Annotated in this window: 14 protein-coding genes; 7 read left to right on the forward strand and 7 right to left on the reverse strand. The window is 50.3% G+C overall.

Annotation, left to right across the window (positions count from 1 at the left end; all coding sequences use genetic code 11):
* Positions 1–260 precede the first annotated feature (260 nt).
* Entirely contained in the window at positions 261–731 is a 471-nt protein-coding gene (locus GZ59_RS04065) for a multidrug/biocide efflux PACE transporter (protein WP_039290329.1), read from the forward strand.
* 9 nt (positions 732–740) lie between these two features.
* On the opposite strand, the gene GZ59_RS04070 is transcribed toward GZ59_RS04065, so the two are convergent.
* The gene (locus tag GZ59_RS04070) at positions 741–1,403 is read right to left on the reverse strand and encodes a DNA-3-methyladenine glycosylase family protein (protein ID WP_039290333.1); all 663 of its coding nucleotides are present in this window, start codon (positions 1,401–1,403) and stop codon (positions 741–743) included.
* Between the two features lie 223 nt (positions 1,404–1,626).
* Here GZ59_RS04070 and ada point away from each other — a divergent pair, with 223 nt between their 5' ends.
* Positions 1,627–2,742: a bifunctional DNA-binding transcriptional regulator/O6-methylguanine-DNA methyltransferase Ada gene (gene ada / locus GZ59_RS04075; RefSeq protein ID WP_039290337.1), complete on the forward strand. Its 1,116-nt coding sequence runs from the start codon at positions 1,627–1,629 to the stop codon at positions 2,740–2,742.
* Positions 2,739–3,395, forward strand: a complete 657-nt coding sequence (gene alkB / locus GZ59_RS04080) for a DNA oxidative demethylase AlkB (RefSeq protein ID WP_039290340.1) — start codon at positions 2,739–2,741, stop codon at positions 3,393–3,395. Before ada ends, alkB begins: the two co-directional genes overlap by 4 nt.
* 229 nt (positions 3,396–3,624) lie before the next feature.
* Here the strand turns inward: alkB and GZ59_RS04085 are convergent, their stop codons facing one another.
* The 6 genes from GZ59_RS04085 to GZ59_RS04110 form a co-directional block, all read right to left on the reverse strand.
* Positions 3,625–5,154, reverse strand: a complete 1,530-nt coding sequence (locus GZ59_RS04085; protein ID WP_039290343.1) for an FAD-dependent oxidoreductase — start codon at positions 5,152–5,154, stop codon at positions 3,625–3,627.
* Positions 5,155–5,264: 110 nt separating this feature from the next.
* On the reverse strand, positions 5,265–5,612 hold the full coding sequence (locus GZ59_RS04090; protein WP_039294719.1) for an FMN-binding protein: 348 nt from the start codon (positions 5,610–5,612) through the stop codon (positions 5,265–5,267).
* Positions 5,613–5,669: 57 nt separating this feature from the next.
* A complete protein-coding gene (locus tag GZ59_RS04095) occupies positions 5,670–7,046 on the reverse strand; it encodes an MFS transporter (protein ID WP_039290346.1) in 1,377 nt (458 codons plus the stop codon).
* A complete protein-coding gene (gene nrfD / locus GZ59_RS04100; RefSeq protein ID WP_039290349.1) occupies positions 7,047–8,009 on the reverse strand; it encodes a cytochrome c nitrite reductase subunit NrfD in 963 nt (320 codons plus the stop codon).
* Entirely contained in the window at positions 8,002–8,700 is a 699-nt protein-coding gene (locus tag GZ59_RS04105) for a 4Fe-4S dicluster domain-containing protein (RefSeq protein ID WP_011092516.1), read from the reverse strand. Before GZ59_RS04105 ends, nrfD begins: the two co-directional genes overlap by 8 nt.
* 533 nt (positions 8,701–9,233) lie before the next feature.
* The gene (locus GZ59_RS04110) at positions 9,234–10,199 is read right to left on the reverse strand and encodes an alpha/beta hydrolase (protein WP_011092517.1); all 966 of its coding nucleotides are present in this window, start codon (positions 10,197–10,199) and stop codon (positions 9,234–9,236) included.
* A gap of 401 nt (positions 10,200–10,600) precedes the next feature.
* On the opposite strand from GZ59_RS04110, the gene GZ59_RS04115 reads away from it, so the two are divergent.
* From GZ59_RS04115 to GZ59_RS04130, 4 genes are all read left to right on the forward strand, one after another.
* Positions 10,601–11,500 carry a LysR family transcriptional regulator gene (locus GZ59_RS04115; protein ID WP_011092518.1) on the forward strand — a complete coding sequence of 300 codons (900 nt, stop codon included), beginning with the start codon at positions 10,601–10,603 and terminating at the stop codon, positions 11,498–11,500.
* A 172-nt stretch (positions 11,501–11,672) separates the two neighbouring features.
* A complete protein-coding gene (gene manD / locus GZ59_RS04120; protein ID WP_039290354.1) occupies positions 11,673–12,887 on the forward strand; it encodes a D-mannonate dehydratase ManD in 1,215 nt (404 codons plus the stop codon).
* Positions 12,888–12,916: 29 nt separating this feature from the next.
* Positions 12,917–13,939, forward strand: coding sequence for a Zn-dependent oxidoreductase (locus tag GZ59_RS04125; RefSeq protein WP_011092520.1), 1,023 nt, complete (start codon positions 12,917–12,919; stop codon positions 13,937–13,939).
* 394 nt (positions 13,940–14,333) lie between these two features.
* Entirely contained in the window at positions 14,334–15,707 is a 1,374-nt protein-coding gene (locus GZ59_RS04130; RefSeq protein WP_011092521.1) for an MFS transporter, read from the forward strand.
* Positions 15,708–15,730 lie beyond the last annotated feature (23 nt).

A 15,730-nucleotide genomic window follows, 5' to 3' on the forward strand; every position in this document is an offset into this window, starting at 1 on the left:
ATCTATACCCTAAATAATTCGAGTTTCAGGAAGGCGGCGACGCAGTGAATCCCCAGGAGCTTACATCAGTAAGTGACTGGGGTGAGCGAGGAAAGCCAACGCACATGCAACTTGAAGTATGACGAGTATATCGTTTTTATCGATGGAATCTAACTGTACTCTACCAGCTTATGCGATGAAAATAAGGCCGTAATACGATGCCATCCATGGTCATGGCAAAAACTGACCAGTAACTTGCAATAAATAAAAGTGAATGTGGTATGCAGAACAAGACTAGCAAAACCTTACGTGAACGCCTGTGCCATGCCGTGGGCTTTGAGCTGATTGCGTTGATGATCTGTGCGCCTGCGGGTGCCTGGCTGCTGAATAAATCCCTTTTCGATATGGGCGCACTGGCCATTATGTTGTCCAGCGTCGCGATGATCTGGAATATGATCTACAACTCGATATTCGATCGCTTATGGCCTGCGGAACGCGTTAAGCGTCGGCTGCCGATCCGCGTCGCTCACGCCTTGGGGTTTGAAGGCGGTTTTATCTTGATTGGTTTGCCGCTGGCGGCATGGATGCTGAACGTCACGCTGTGGCAGGCGCTGATGGTGGAGATCGGTTTCTTCTTGTTCTTCCTGCCGTATACCGTGCTGTATAACTGGGCTTACGACACGTTACGTGAACGCATTGTGAATCGTCGCAATCATGTCCAACACGTATCGGCTGGCTCCCGCCTGCGCTAGTCCCGCCCTTTACCGGTGTGTCAGTTTGAAGCTTTGATACGCCGGTAGCTCAAGCGATCGCCATAAATACCATGACGCCACGGTGCGGTAAGGCTGACAGGGCAGGCTGAGCACCTGTAACTCGCGCGGCTTCGGCATATCCGATAAATCGTAGATGTAGCGCAATCCCTGACGAATGCCCAAATCGTCGAGCGGCATGATGTCGGTGCGTTCCAGCGAATAAATCAAAAACATTTCTACCGTCCAGCGCCCGATCCCCTTTATCGAGGTGAGCTGCTGAATGAGCGTGCCATCATCCCTCTCTGCGGCCTGTTCGAGGCTCGGTACCAGCCCACTTACTGCACCCTGTGCGATGCCATGTAGCGTATCCGCTTTGCGGGCGGAAAAGCCGCACTGCCGCAGCGTGTCGGTGGAACAGGCCAGCATTTGTTGCGGGCTGGGAAAGACATCATCATGTACCCGCAAGAGCTTCGCGACCATCGCATCTCCGGCACGCGTCGTCAGTTGCTGATAGGCAACCGCACGCATCAGCGCCTCATAGGGTTCCCGGTGTGGTGCAGTTTGATGACGACAGTCACCGACCTGCTCGATCACGCTTGCCCAGCGTGTATTAATCGCACTGAGATGTGCTTTGGCGTGCTGCGTCAAATCCGACGATGGGTGGGATGGCATAAACGGCTTCCGTGATGCGAACGCAAAGGACAGGAAACGAGCATAGGTGATTGCCGCGCGACACGCCATCTGGGAAGGGCTATTCGTATGAAAAAGAACATCCGAATGAAAAAGCAAGAATTGAACGTGTGCGCAGGGTGACTTCGGTTTAGCGTTAGCTCATGACGTGACTTTCAGTAATAGTAAGATTAGCAGTAATACTGAATTGAAATGAGGTGCATAAATGCGTAACGACACGATGCTTAACGATACACCGTTTCAGGATGACGACTCGCGCTGGCAGGCGGTAGTAACACGCAATAAGGCGGCTGACGGTTGTTTTATCTATGCGGTGAAGACGACGAGTATCTACTGTGCGCCATCCTGTGCATCACGCCAGCCTCAGCGTGAAAATGTAGTGTTCTTCGCGACGGCTGATGAGGCGCAGGCGGCGGGCTTCCGCCCGTGTAAACGATGTCGTCAGGGGATGCTTTCGCGGCAGGAACAGCAGGCGCAGCAGATTGCCCGCGCGTGCCGGATGATAGAGCAGTCGGATCGTCCGCCGACGCTAGCGGTGCTGGCTCAAGCTGTAGGGATAAGCGCTTTCCATTTTCATCGCGTGTTCAAAACCACAACGGGTCTGACGCCAAAACAGTATGCCAGCGCCTATCGTCACCGGCAGTTACGTGAACATCTGGCAGACAACGGCGAGGTGACCGCAGCGATTGTCGCTGCGGGCTATGACGCCAGCGGGCGCTTTTATGCCGAAGCCGGTACGCATTTAGGAATGACGCCGACGGCGTTTCAGAACAGAGGAAAGGGGATGACGATCCACTTTGCGATTGGCCGCTGCTCACTTGGCGACGTGCTGGTGGCGGAAAGCGAGAAAGGGATCTGTGCGATCCTGCTGGGAGACGATCCTGAGCCTCTGCTCAATACACTTCAGGAGATGTTTGCTCACGCGCATTTAGTTGGCGGTGATGCAACGTTTGAACAACGGATGGCGCAGGTCGTCGGGTTTGTCGACGATCCATCCATCGGCCTGACGCTGCCGCTCGATATTCGCGGTACGGCATTCCAGCAGCGTGTCTGGCAGGCACTGCGGGCCATTCCGGTAGGAGAAACGTTGAGCTATCGTGAGGTTGCTGAGCGAATCGGATCGCCCGCTGCCGTGCGCGCTGTCGCGGGTGCCTGTGCGGCGAACCGGCTGGCGGTTGCGATTCCTTGTCATCGCGTGGTGCGGCATGATGGGGCGCTGTCAGGTTATCGCTGGGGCGTTGAGCGTAAACGTGCTCTGCTGGAGAAAGAGCAAGTGGAGAAAAAACAGATTGTGCATCAGCCAGAGGAATCGCCGCCGTGAACTTTGATTTATTTGCCGATGAAGCACCGCGTCGCTGGACGGAAACGCTGGCTTCGGGCGCGGTCATCCTGCGTGGTCGCGCCTACGACGATGCGGCGGCATTGCTGGCGGCGCTGCAAACCGTCATTGCGTGTGCGCCGCTGCGTAACATGATCACGCCGGGCGGCTTTGTGATGTCGGTGGCGATGAGCAACTGTGGACAACTTGGCTGGGTGACGGATGAACAGGGCTATCGCTACACCTCACACGATCCGCTGAGCGGAGAAGCATGGCCCGCCATGCCGGAGGCCTTTTCCCGACTGGCGAAGCTGGCGGCGAGCGAAGCCGGTTTTGTTGATTTTGAACCGGATGCCTGCCTGATCAATCGCTATGATGTTGGTACGAGAATGTCTCTGCATCAGGATAAAAACGAACGGGATTTTCACCAGCCCATCGTGTCTGTCTCGCTGGGGCTCAGTGCGACGTTCCTGTTTGGCGGTATGGTGCGTAGTGATAAAGCACGTCGTGTTCCGCTGACGCATGGCGATGTGGTGGTCTGGGGTGGTGAATCGCGGCTCTATTTCCACGGTATTCTGCCGTTGAAAAGTGGCGCGGTACCAGAAGGGATGCCTGATGAATGCCGTTTTAATCTGACGTTTCGTAAAGCCGGATAAGAGAACGCTATTCTGCTTACCGTGAATTTTGTTTGCACTTGAGTGAATTCCTTTTAAATAGATAGCCAGCCCGCATCGGTATACAGGCTGGCTTAGGGGAATAATGCTGATCGCTTAAGCCCGTTGTTAGAGGAAACACAGGGGGAGGTTCCCGCAGGGACGCCTCACCCCTGTGGTCGCCCCGTGTATCTCGATGCTTAAACGGTCGGTATTAGGCGTAGAGTCGAGCTTATTTCTTGCTGAACTTCATATAATCAAGGGCGCTTTCTGCCGCAATACGACCTGAGTTGAGCGCAAAGCCAAACGTGCCGCCGCCTAACAGCAGGTCATAGGTGTCGCCATACATGCCAGCGGCATCATTACCTGTGACGTACAGGCCCGGAATGACCTCGCCGGATTTATCTATCGCCTGCATTTTTTCGTTGATCTTCACGCCGCCTAATGTGCCCAGCGCGGCGGGCTGCATTCTCACCGCATAGAACGGGCCGGTTTTTATCGGACGCAGGTAATCCATATTTTTGTTGAACACGTCATCCCGTTTTTGCGTCGCAAACTTGTTGTTTTCTTCCAGCGTATTCTTCAGCACGCTGGCATCCACGCCCATCTCTTTCGCCAGCCCGTCAATGGTGGCGGATTTGAAGACGAAGCCGCGATTTTTCTGACTTTCCTTCGTAAATTCGCTATCGAATTTTGTCAGCTTGGTATTGGCAATAACCCATTCGCCAATCGGCACATCAATGCCGTCTTCGACGTAATGTTTACGGGATGTCTCGTCAAAAATGGAGTACATGATGCCGCCCGCTTTTGACAACGCGTTGCCGGAGTGTGGCCAGATGATGACGTTAGATTCATCGGTAAAGCGGCGGCCGTGTTGATCAATCCACAGATAGGGCTGACGCGCGGCGGCCAGCAGGTGAGAGTTAGGCGCATAGTCTGGTAGGCCGGGGCGATAGGCTTGCAGCAGACCCATGCCGTCCGGTTTGGCACCGGCTTTCCAGGCCATATTAATCCCGTCGCCGTCTTTACCGACGTTGCCAACCATAATGGTGTCGGGGAAGGCGGCATATTTTTGCAGCATCTCTTTATTGTTGGCGTAGCCGCCAGTGGCGATGATGACGGCCTTGGCGTCTATCTGGAAGGTGTTGCCGTCGCTATCTTGTGCGATGACGCCCGTGACTTTGCCGTCTTTCACGACCAGATCTTTACCCGCCGTTTTCACCAACGTGGTGACATCCATACTTTTAAACTGCTCATGGAATGTCTTAATCAGGTGGCGTCCGTGGCCGGGGCCGTCGATCACATGCCAGGTCAACATACCGCCGGGGCCGCCGGGGCCGATGTATTCAAACTTGATGCCTTTCGATTTCACCCACTCAATTGTATCCGCTGAGCGATTCACGAAGGCGCGAACCACAAAGGGGTTTGCCATCCAGTGGCTATAATCCATGATGGTTTTAAACGCCATATCAGGCGTCACTATAATCCCCTGACGTTTCTGCATGCTGCTGTTGGCGGCGAAGATGCCTTCGGCAAAGTTACCCGTGCCACCGACGATCGGCTGTTTTTCCAGTAAGACGATTTTCGCCCCTTTTTCTGCGGAGGCCATGGTTGCCGAGGTACCAGCCGCGCCTGCACCGATAATAACGATGTCGGCACTTTTCGGGATTTCCGGCTTTGCTGCGTCCGCTGCCTGTGCGGTAGACCAGCTCATCATCGAGAGACAGAGCGTCGCGAGTACACTTTTTCTGAAGCGTTTCATGATGTTTTCCTTGATGTTATTAATATTTTTACAACACGGTGTGTTACCGCCGCGTTCCCACTGCCGTATTTCGCGCATGGAGAGCGTCGCACGTGGAAAACCCAACGGGATTAATTCGCTTTAGCCTGCGAGTACGCATCTTCCGCCGCTTCATGCACTGCACCACTGGTCATCGTGGCACCCGACACGCCATCAACCTGTATGCTCTGCTTTTCGGTCATAGTTTTTGCGAGTTCGATTGCCGCTTCCCCGCCGACTTCTGGTGTCTCTTCAGGTGCATCAATGGTCGATTTGAGGACTTTCCCCTGTGCATCGATATCGAGCGTGACGGTGACATCGCCGCCGATACCCTGTCTGGCGGCAGAATAGGTACCAGCTTTAAAATTCCCTTCTTGTGCGACTGCGGTTTCTACTGCGAATAAAAAGCAAAGTGGCAAAATGGCTGAGAATGTTTTCATATAACTTTTCATATAAGTAAGAGAGTCCCGTTGGTTTGAATGAGGTGAATAACTACGCTATCTCCCATGAATCAAGTGATAGCCGTCGTCGTTATTGAGAGGCCTGAATATCAGGCAGCAAATCGGTAAGCCAATGCCGAGTAATAAAAATAACAGGCTGAAATGGTTAAGATTGAAGATGATTTCGAACTGAGAGAGAAAACGTAATAGTGGAAACGTCAGCGTCATACTGAGCATGACGGAAAGTAGTTGGCTAATGGTCAAAAGGTTATTACCGCTGTGATACGTGCTGTTATTCAGATTACTGAAAGCCAGCGTACTTTCAGCTGAATATAACGTCGAAATCAGCACGCCTAACAGCATGGCGATAATGCCGATGAGGTGCATCGATCTCTCTTGCACCGCCGCGCTCAACGCGAGCACGCATAGCGACGTTACGCTGGTTGTCAGCATCAACAGCCGCCGATAGCCAATACGCTTGACCAGCGGCTCAAACAGCAGCTTTGACAACAGCGCACCACTGGAAAAGAGCAGCAGAATCAGGCTGGTTTCTGCTGGCTTACAGGCCAGCGTCGTTTGCAGCATGAGTGAGAGCACAACGGGTATTGATGCCAGTAGCGTTCGCGTCACGATGCCGCCAATGACGCCGACAGAAAAGGTTCTGATGCCAAACAGTGCGCGCGGGAATAATGCTGTCTCTGCAATGAGATGTTGTCGGTAGTAAAGAAAAACCAAACCCAATGTGCTGCAAGACAGAAATAACATGACGAACGTTGGCAGTATATTTCTCGTGGCGGTGGTTAGCATGAACGCCACAAGGAATAACATCAAAATGGGAAAGGCAACTTCATAGGCACCCGTGCGTGACGACTCTTTAGTCGTCGCAACAGGAATATATTTGGTTGCCAGAAAAAAGCAGAGTAAAGCCAGCGGGATATTAACGAAAAAAATAGCCTGCCAGGATAGAAAATTAACCAGAATATTACCGAACACGGGGCCGATTAGGGGGCCGAGTAATCCCAACAAGGTCACCCGATTAAGAAAGCGTAATTTCAGACTCTGCGGCGTGGTACGTAATATCACAGTTCTGATGATGGGCAGCATGAGCGCACCGCCTATGCCTTGAATAAAGCGGTAAAGGCTTAAACTGCCGAGCGTGGTGGCCGTCATACACAGCAGCGAGCCGAGCGTGAAAATGGCAATCGCTATCTGGTAGGTTTTTCTATCTCCTAGCCGTTCCGCCAGCCAGCTATTAGCCGGCGTAAACGCGACAACCGTGACAATGTAGGAAATCACGATCGTTTCCATATTCAATACCGGCTGGTGCAGCGACTGCGCAATAGCGGGAATGGCGATATACACCATGGTGGTATCCAGGGATTGCATGAAAAAGGTGGCTGAAGCAATCCAGAATAAGACCCATGACGTATTCATTTAGGCCACCGTCATTTGTCCGGCATAAAGCACGAACAGTCGTAGCAGGAACACGCCGAACAGACTCATGACGGCTAAGGTAATCACTTGCCCTTTGCCGGAATGGGCAGAAGGTTTGCGTACCCGATTGGCAATGGATGGGATCACAATGCCGATGCCGATAATGCCAATCCAGAATACGCTTCCCCAGAAGCCTGACAGCGCGGTCTGGGCGGCGACAACTTTTTGCCCGCCGCCAAGCAGCAGCCCGACAAAAAACGCCAGCAGCAGGAACAATTCGGCATACACCACTGGGGTTTCTACACGATGGATGAAATGCAGGGAGAGTGAATTCCCTGAAGTATGACGCCCCCACGCGCTGGCCAGCAGTATGACGGCAATACCGGATGTCGTACCGGATACTAAAAACAGGACGGGCAAGATGGGATTGTTCAGCAGCGGGAACGATTTCAGCGCGGACAGCAGAAAGCCGGTATAGCAGCCGAGTAGGATTGCCAAGACCAGCAGCAGGTTTTCAATCACCGCGGCGTTTTTGACGATAATTGCGGTTAATCTACGCGCTCGTGCAGCCAGTGCGGGCCGGTGCCAGACGGTCTCAAGCTGAGTCAGCCATACGTCATGATAAAGCGTGATGAGCCACAGCAGCATGACAACGAAATACACCTGAAAGAGCATCACGCCAAGCGACATGATGGAGGTGGGATTGTAAAAGACCATCAAATACCAAAAGGTCAGCGGCTTAGTCAGGTGAAAAATCAGAATCACGAGCCCGAGGATCACGGCAAGCGGTGCCACGATGGCCGTGGCTTTGATAACGCGATTACTGCCGTGGTATTCGGTAGGAACGTAGTGCCTAAGGAGCAGAGACAGCGACACCATCCCCGACGAGATACCAACCAGAAGAAGATAAACGGCGATGGGCCAATCCCAGACCAGCGTGTCGAACGTGAAGGCGTTATGCATTGTCGATTACTCCTCGTTTCCCAGGCATACGATAGAGTTGAGGTTCGGTGCCCAAATAAACCTTGGAGCGGTAGGTCGCGTTGCTCTCGATCATCTTGGCAATGTTGCTTTCAGGGTCGTTGAGATCGCCAAATACCAACGCTTTAGTGGGGCAGATTTCGACGCAGGCGGGCTGTTTCCCTGCCGCCAGATTGGTTTCCCGACAAAAATTGCATTTGTCTGCTGTTTTCGTGACGGGGTTGATGAAACGCACATGATAAGGGCACGCGGCAATACAGTAGCGACAACCCACGCAGCGTTTATCGTTGACGTCAACAATGCCGGTGAGCGCATCTTTAAAGGACGCCCCCGTTGGGCAGACGGCAACGCAGGGCGGATTCTCACAGTGCTGGCAGGACTTACGGAAAAATTGCTTGATGGCGCGCGTTTTCTCGACGGCGGGAATGTCGACGGTTTGCAGTATGTCCAGCCGGGTTACGCCATCAGGGACGTTATTCGTCTCTTTGCAGGCCTTGATACAGGCTTTGCATCCGATACAACGCATTTCGTTATGTAATAAGCCATATTTAACGGCTAATTTACCCTGCGTTTTTTCTGGCTCATTTTGAGCTTGTACGAGACCGATATTTCCACTAACGGCAATCGCACTTCCCATATAGGCAATAAAACGACGGCGAGATAATTCTTCCATATCATAAATCTTCACATTGAGGTGATAGCCGCGCGAACACCCAATTTTTCATGGATGTTATTAACCCAGCGATAGCGTTAATATTTCGCAGTTTGACGCTAATAGAAAAACAGTGGTCAATCATTATGATGAAAATAATAAATAGGCCATGTTGTTATTGTGGTTTTATTGGAGCATGGCGATAAAAGGCTAAGTGTGCGTTTGGTCACATTTATTTTTTTGTAGTTACCTATATAACAAACATCGATTTGTTATATATGGAATTAAATTGGTCGTTTATTTATTTCTTAGAAGGGTTGTTTTTAGGAGGCAGCGTTTCCATTGTCGTGGTTTGTTTTTTTATCTTTCTGCTTGCGATTATAGTGAGTAATTGATGTATATCAGATTATACGTTTTTTTATCCGCTAATGATGGCGTTTAAATTGATGGTGGTATTTTCTTTGCAACAAATAAAAAACGTTAGTGCTTATTTGGCACTAACGTTTATGTAACATAAGTAATTAAGAATAGAAAATCTTAATGGTAGGTTGGCATCAGGGTTTTAAGTGTTTATCAAGAAAGCGGACGGTAATTTTCATGATGTCCGGTTGCAGCCAATGTTGCCCGCCGTGCTCTGCGTCCTTAACGCTGTAATAGGTCGATTCGATATTTTTCTCTCTAAGAGCCTGATGCAGTCTCTCGGTCTGACGTGGAGAAACCACCGTATCGTTCGTGCCGTGCATGATCAGAAATGGGGGCGTTGCACTGCTGATAAAGTTAATAGGGTTAGCGGCGGCTGCTTTTTCAGGATAGCGGGTGATTGCGCCTCCTTCATTAAATACAGAGGTACCGTTGACCCAAATAGCTTCTGTCGCAGAAGGTGAAGCGTGCCTCTGGACGACATCATCAGGGAAACCTTCTCCCACCAGCGTCAGGTCGGATAGCCCATAAAAATCAATCGCGGCTTGAACATCACTGCTTTGGTCGAGGTTATCGCCTTTATCGTAGGTTTTTGAGCCATTTGTCGCTCCGGCAAATGCTGCCAGATAGCCTCCCGCAGAGGCACCGAAAACCGCAGCGTGTTGGCCGTCAATGCCGAATTTTTTCGCATTGGCGCGCAGATAACGAATAGCGGATTTTACATCTTCCAGCGGCGCGGGGAAAAGAACGGTAGGGGCGACACGATATTCCATACTGGCAACCACATAACCCGCTTCGGCAAGGTTAAGACGCTGTTGCAGATAATTATCTTTATTGGCATTAACGAATCCGCCACCGGTAATGAATAATACGACGGGAAGCGCTGTTTTCGCTTCGGGCTGAAGAATATCCATTTTTAATGCAACATTCGGATAGCCACGCACCGATACCTGAGAATAAACGACATCAGAGATTAATTTCACCGACGTTGTTTCCTGCTTTACGCTAATGTCATGCTGAGTCTGTGCTGCACTTATTGCTGTTGCCCCCATCATTGCCAATGATGCTAATCCTATTTTTGTTGTTTTCGGATAATTCATGTTTTAAGTCCTTTTGTTAGGGGTTTGTAAACTTTTTCGATTTGTAAGGGATGATGTTATTATTTGTAAAAATAATATTAAAAAATCTTTAATGTTATGGGTGTCCGTCTTGGCTAATAAATTATTTCCTTATTGATAATAAGTTGACTATATCTACCATTAACGTTATTCCTCATTAATTAAATGTGCATCTAATCACATTTGATTATTTACAAAACCTTATAATTGTTATCATAGGTGATGATACTCGTCATACTTCAAGTTGCATGTGCGTTGGCTGCGCTTAGTCACCCGAATCACTTACTTGAGTAAGCTCATCGGGATTCCTTCACTTGCCGCCTACCTGAAACTCGAATTATTTAGAGTATATAAATGAGGCAGTTGATGCGTAATATAAAACAATGTTTAGCATAAAGCGTGTGATTTATTATCAGGAACTCATCCGGGTCGGGAGTTTCACCAAGGCGGCGAAAGCGCTGAATATCTCTCAGGCTTTTTTGTCACAGGAGATCGCGCGCCTAGAGATTGAAACGGAAAGAAAACTGATTAACAGAACCACTCGGCAGTTTTCTCTGACGCCATTTGGGCAGATCTTTGCTGACAAAATTCAGGGGATGATTAAAGAACATTATGAGCTGGAACAGTTCGTTAGCAGCTATGAGGAAAGCACGGACGGCGCACTGCTGGTTGGGGTGATCCCAATTTTTAATCGTCTGGCCCACTACAATATGTTTAACCTGTTTCAGAAAGCCTATCCCAATATTGATATCTCTTTTATTGACGGTGTGAGTACCGATTTACTGGAAAGGGTGCGCAACGGCGAGATCCACCTGTCTTTCTCGACGCCTTTCGATGAATACCTGAACGATCCTTTGTTTCATCACACTATTTGCCAGATTGATGACATTGTTGCCGTGATGGCGACGTCGCATCCCTTGGCTGACAATAAGACGCTAAGCCTGCCGCAACTGGTAAAAGAAAAGCTGATCGTTCCGCAGAAAGGGACGGGGGAGCATGCCGCCGTTTCTGAATCCTTCACCAGACAGGGCATCAACCCCAGCTACTTTCGTGAATGCAGCAACATGGACATCATTATGGATCTGGTGATGAACCTATCCGGCGTGGTCTTCCTCTGTTCGTCTGTCGCCAAAAGCCTGACTGCTTACGACGTCGCGGTTATTCCGCTGGAAGAGCAGTTAAAAAGGACTTTCGCCATTAGCTATCTGAAGCGCAGCGTGAACATTCCCATGGTGCGTCTGTTTTTGGATTTTCTGCAAGATTACAGCGAGTCTGTTCGGTAGCGCATTTTATCCCCTCCCTCGATTCATTCAGTTTCCGCTTCCCGCTATTCACACGTTTTAGGTAAATGTTGCAAATGTGAATAAATGTGAGGCGATTCAAATTATCGTCATCAATATACTTGTATGGTAGTCAGCATAAACGAATAGCTATATGCACAGAAGGATAAGTAACGTGAAGATTGTCAGCGCTGAAGTGTTTGTCACCTGCCCGGGGCGGAACTTTGTCACCCTGAAGATTACGACAGATAGCGGATTAACCGGCCTTGGTGATGCGACGCTCAACGGGCGTGAGCTGCCGGTCGCCTCTTACCTCAAAGATCATGTGTGTCCGCAGCTTATCGGCCGTGATGCGCACCAGATCGAAGACATTTGGCAGTATTTCTATAAAGGCGCTTACTGGCGTCGTGGCCCGGTAACCATGTCCGCGATTTCCGCTGTCGATACCGCGCTGTGGGACATCAAGGCTAAAGCAGCCAACATGCCGCTCTACCAATTGCTTGGCGGTGCATCGCGCACGGGTGTGATGGTGTATTGCCACACGACGGGTCACTCGATTGATGAAGTGCTGGATGATTACGCGAAACATCGCGACCTAGGCTATAAAGCGATTCGCGTGCAGTGCGGTGTGCCCGGCATGAAAACCACCTACGGCATGGCCAAAGGAAAAGGGCTGGCGTATGAGCCAGCGACGAAAGGCAGCTTGCCGGAAGAGCAACTGTGGTCCACGGAAAAATACCTCGATTTCACGCCGAAGCTGTTTGAAGCCGTGCGCGACAAATTTGGCTTCAACGAACACATGCTGCACGACATGCACCACCGCCTGACGCCGATTGAAGCGGCGCGTTTTGGTAAAAGCATTGAGGACTATCGCCTATTCTGGATGGAAGACCCGACGCCGGCGGAAAATCAGGAATGCTTCCGTCTAATTCGTCAGCACACCGTCACGCCGATTGCGGTGGGAGAAGTTTTCAACAGCATCTGGGATTGTAAGCAGCTAATCGAAGAACAACTCATCGACTACATCCGCACTACGATTACCCACGCGGGCGGGATTACCGGCATGCGCCGCATCGCCGACTTTGCGTCGCTCTATCAGGTACGCACCGGTTCGCACGGCCCGTCGGATCTGTCGCCTGTTTGCATGGCGGCGGCGCTGCATTTTGACCTCTGGGTGCCAAACTTCGGCGTGCAGGAATATATGGGTTACTCGGAGCAAATGCTGGAAGTGTTCCCACATAGTTGGACATTCGATAACGGTTATATGCACCCAGGCGAAAAGCCAGGTTTAGGCATTGAGTTTGATGAAAAGCTGGCAGCCAAATATCCCTATGACCCCGCGTATTTGCCGGTTGCCCGTCTGGAAGATGGCACGTTGTGGAATTGGTAAGAGTGGAACGGGTAATAAGAGGCCAAAACATGAAAAGTATTGTGATACAGCAGCCAAATTCGCTGGTGATTGAGGAGCGCAGTATTCCGCAACCGGCGGCAGGTGAAGTTCGAGTAAAGGTGAAGCTGGCGGGCATCTGTGGTTCTGACAGCCATATCTATCGCGGACATAACCCTTTCGCTAAGTATCCGCGGGTTATCGGGCATGAATTTTTCGGTGTGATTGAGGCGGTTGGTGACGGTGTGGATGCAGCCCGGTTGGGCGAACGCGTCTCGGTTGATCCGGTGGTGAGTTGCGGCCACTGCTACCCGTGTTCAATCGGCAAGCCGAATGTCTGTACCTCGCTAGTGGTGCTGGGTGTGCATCGTGACGGCGGATTCAGCGAGTACGCCGCCGTATCTGCGAAGAATGCACACGTCATTCCCGATGAGATTCCCGATGAATTTGCCGTGATGGTGGAGCCTTTTACGATTTCCGCCAACGTGACCGCGCAGGTGAAACCGACAGAACAGGATATCGCCCTGATTTATGGCGCAGGGCCGATGGGGTTGACCTCGGTTCAGGTACTGAAAGGCGTGTTCAAAGTGAAGGAAGTGATCGTCGTAGATCGTATTCCCGAACGTCTGGAGATGGCATTACGTAGCGGGGCGGACAGGGTTATCAACAACGCGTCGCTGTCATTAAAAGATGAGCTGGAGACGCTGAATATCAAGCCTACGCTGATTATTGATGCAGCCTGCCATCCGTCTATTTTGCAGGAAGCGATTACGATTGCTTCTCCTGCGGCGCGTATCGCCATCATGGGTTTTTCCAGTGAGCCTTGTCAGATCAGCCAGCAGGGAATCACCAGTAAAGAGATCTCCATCTTCTCATCGCGTTTGAATGCCAATAAATTCCCTATCGTGATTGAGTGGCTGAAAGAGAAACGTATCGATCCGGCAAAGCTGATCACACACCGATTTGATTATCAGCAGGTGGTACAGGCGATTGAGGTCTTTGAAAAAGATCAAAAACGCTGCTGCAAAGTCTTACTGACTTTTAATGAAGCATGACGGGTATTAGCAACAAGGTCCATATAAAAGGGAAACACACTATCGATTACAGAAAACTATAATGATTCCTTTGAAGTAATTATTTCTCTCTTAATCACTCCAGACCATAAATAACGGGCTGGAGTGGATTGCGACACCATGATGAACGGTAATTTTATTTACTGTTATTTATACCCTAAATAATTCGAGTTGCATGACAAAACGTTAACGTTTTGAACAACGCTCTGCGTTGATCCTTTAGGGCAAGGCCCATTTATGGCCTTGTAACGCGGCGACGCAGTGAATCCCCAGGAGCTTACATAAGTAAGTGACTGGGGTGAGCGAGGAAACCAACGCACATGCAGCTTGAAGTATGACGGATATACCATAATTACAAAACGTCGAGAGTATATATATGAATAAGCATAAGATAGCATCTGGACAAGATAAGCCTGCAAGAAGTACCTCTGACTTAGTCAAAGCGGCGGTGTCCGGCTGGCTAGGTACGGCATTAGAATTCATGGATTTCCAGCTGTATTCGCTCGGTGCGGCACTGGTCTTTCATGAAATATTCTTTCCTGAACAATCAGCGGCGATGGCGCTGATTCTGGCAATGGGCACCTATGGCGCAGGCTATATTGCTCGTATTGTTGGTGCCTTTATTTTTGGCCGTATGGGTGACTCCATCGGCAGAAAGAAAGTGCTCTTTATTACCATCACCATGATGGGGATCTGTACCACGTTAATCGGCGTACTGCCGACCTATGCACAGATTGGTATTTTCGCGCCGATCTTGCTGGTGACCTTGCGTATCGTGCAGGGGCTGGGGGCGGGCGCGGAGATTTCCGGTGCAGGCACCATGCTGGCTGAATACGCGCCGAAAGGCAAACGCGGGATTATTTCCTCACTGGTTGCCATGGGCACCAACTGCGGCACGCTCAGCGCTACGGCTATCTGGGCCGTGATGTTTTTCACCCTTGAAAGAGAAGAGTTACTGGCATGGGGCTGGCGTGTACCGTTCCTGGCCAGCGTCGTCGTGATGATATTCGCGATCTGGCTGCGTATGAACCTGAAGGAAAGTCCGGTCTTTGAGAAAGTCAGCAATGATGTCTCCGGTACTGAAGATCCGTCATCTGCTCTGGTGGTTGAGCAAAGCGAGCAAAAATCCATCTTGTCGATGTTCAAAAGCAAAGCGTTTTGGCTGGCAGTCGGGTTGCGTTTCGGTCAGGCGGGAAATTCAGGATTAATTCAGACCTTCCTGGCAGGGTATTTGGTTCAAACGCTGTTGTTCGAGAAGTATATTCCGACAGATGCATTGATGATCAGTTCTATTATAGGTTTTATCACCATTCCATTCTTAGGATGGCTCTCGGATAAAGTCGGTCGTCGCATACCTTATATTATTCTTAATATCTCGGCGATATTGTTAGCCTACCCTATGCTCTCTCTCATCGTTGATAAAGAGAATAGCGTGAATGTCATTATCGTCAGCATTATCATTATTCATAACTTTGCGGTACTGGGATTATTTGCGCTGGAGAATATCACTCTGGCAGAAATGTTCGGCGGACGTAGCCGCTTTACGCAAATGGCGATTGCCAAAGAAACCGGTGGTTTAGTTGCCGTTGGTTTTGGTCCGGTATTAGCGGGTATTTTCTGCAATATGACCGGTTCCTGGTGGCCTATTGTTGTGATGCTGATTGTCTATTCCGTAATTGGTTTATTCGCGGCTATCTGCATGCCGGAAGTCAAAGATCGCGATTTAGATGAATTAGAAGACGCAGCATAACGTTCAGATTGTCATTGTTCGAG

The sequence above is a fragment of the Pectobacterium atrosepticum genome (assembly GCF_000740965.1).
Taxonomy (GTDB): Bacteria; Pseudomonadota; Gammaproteobacteria; order Enterobacterales; family Enterobacteriaceae; genus Pectobacterium; species Pectobacterium atrosepticum.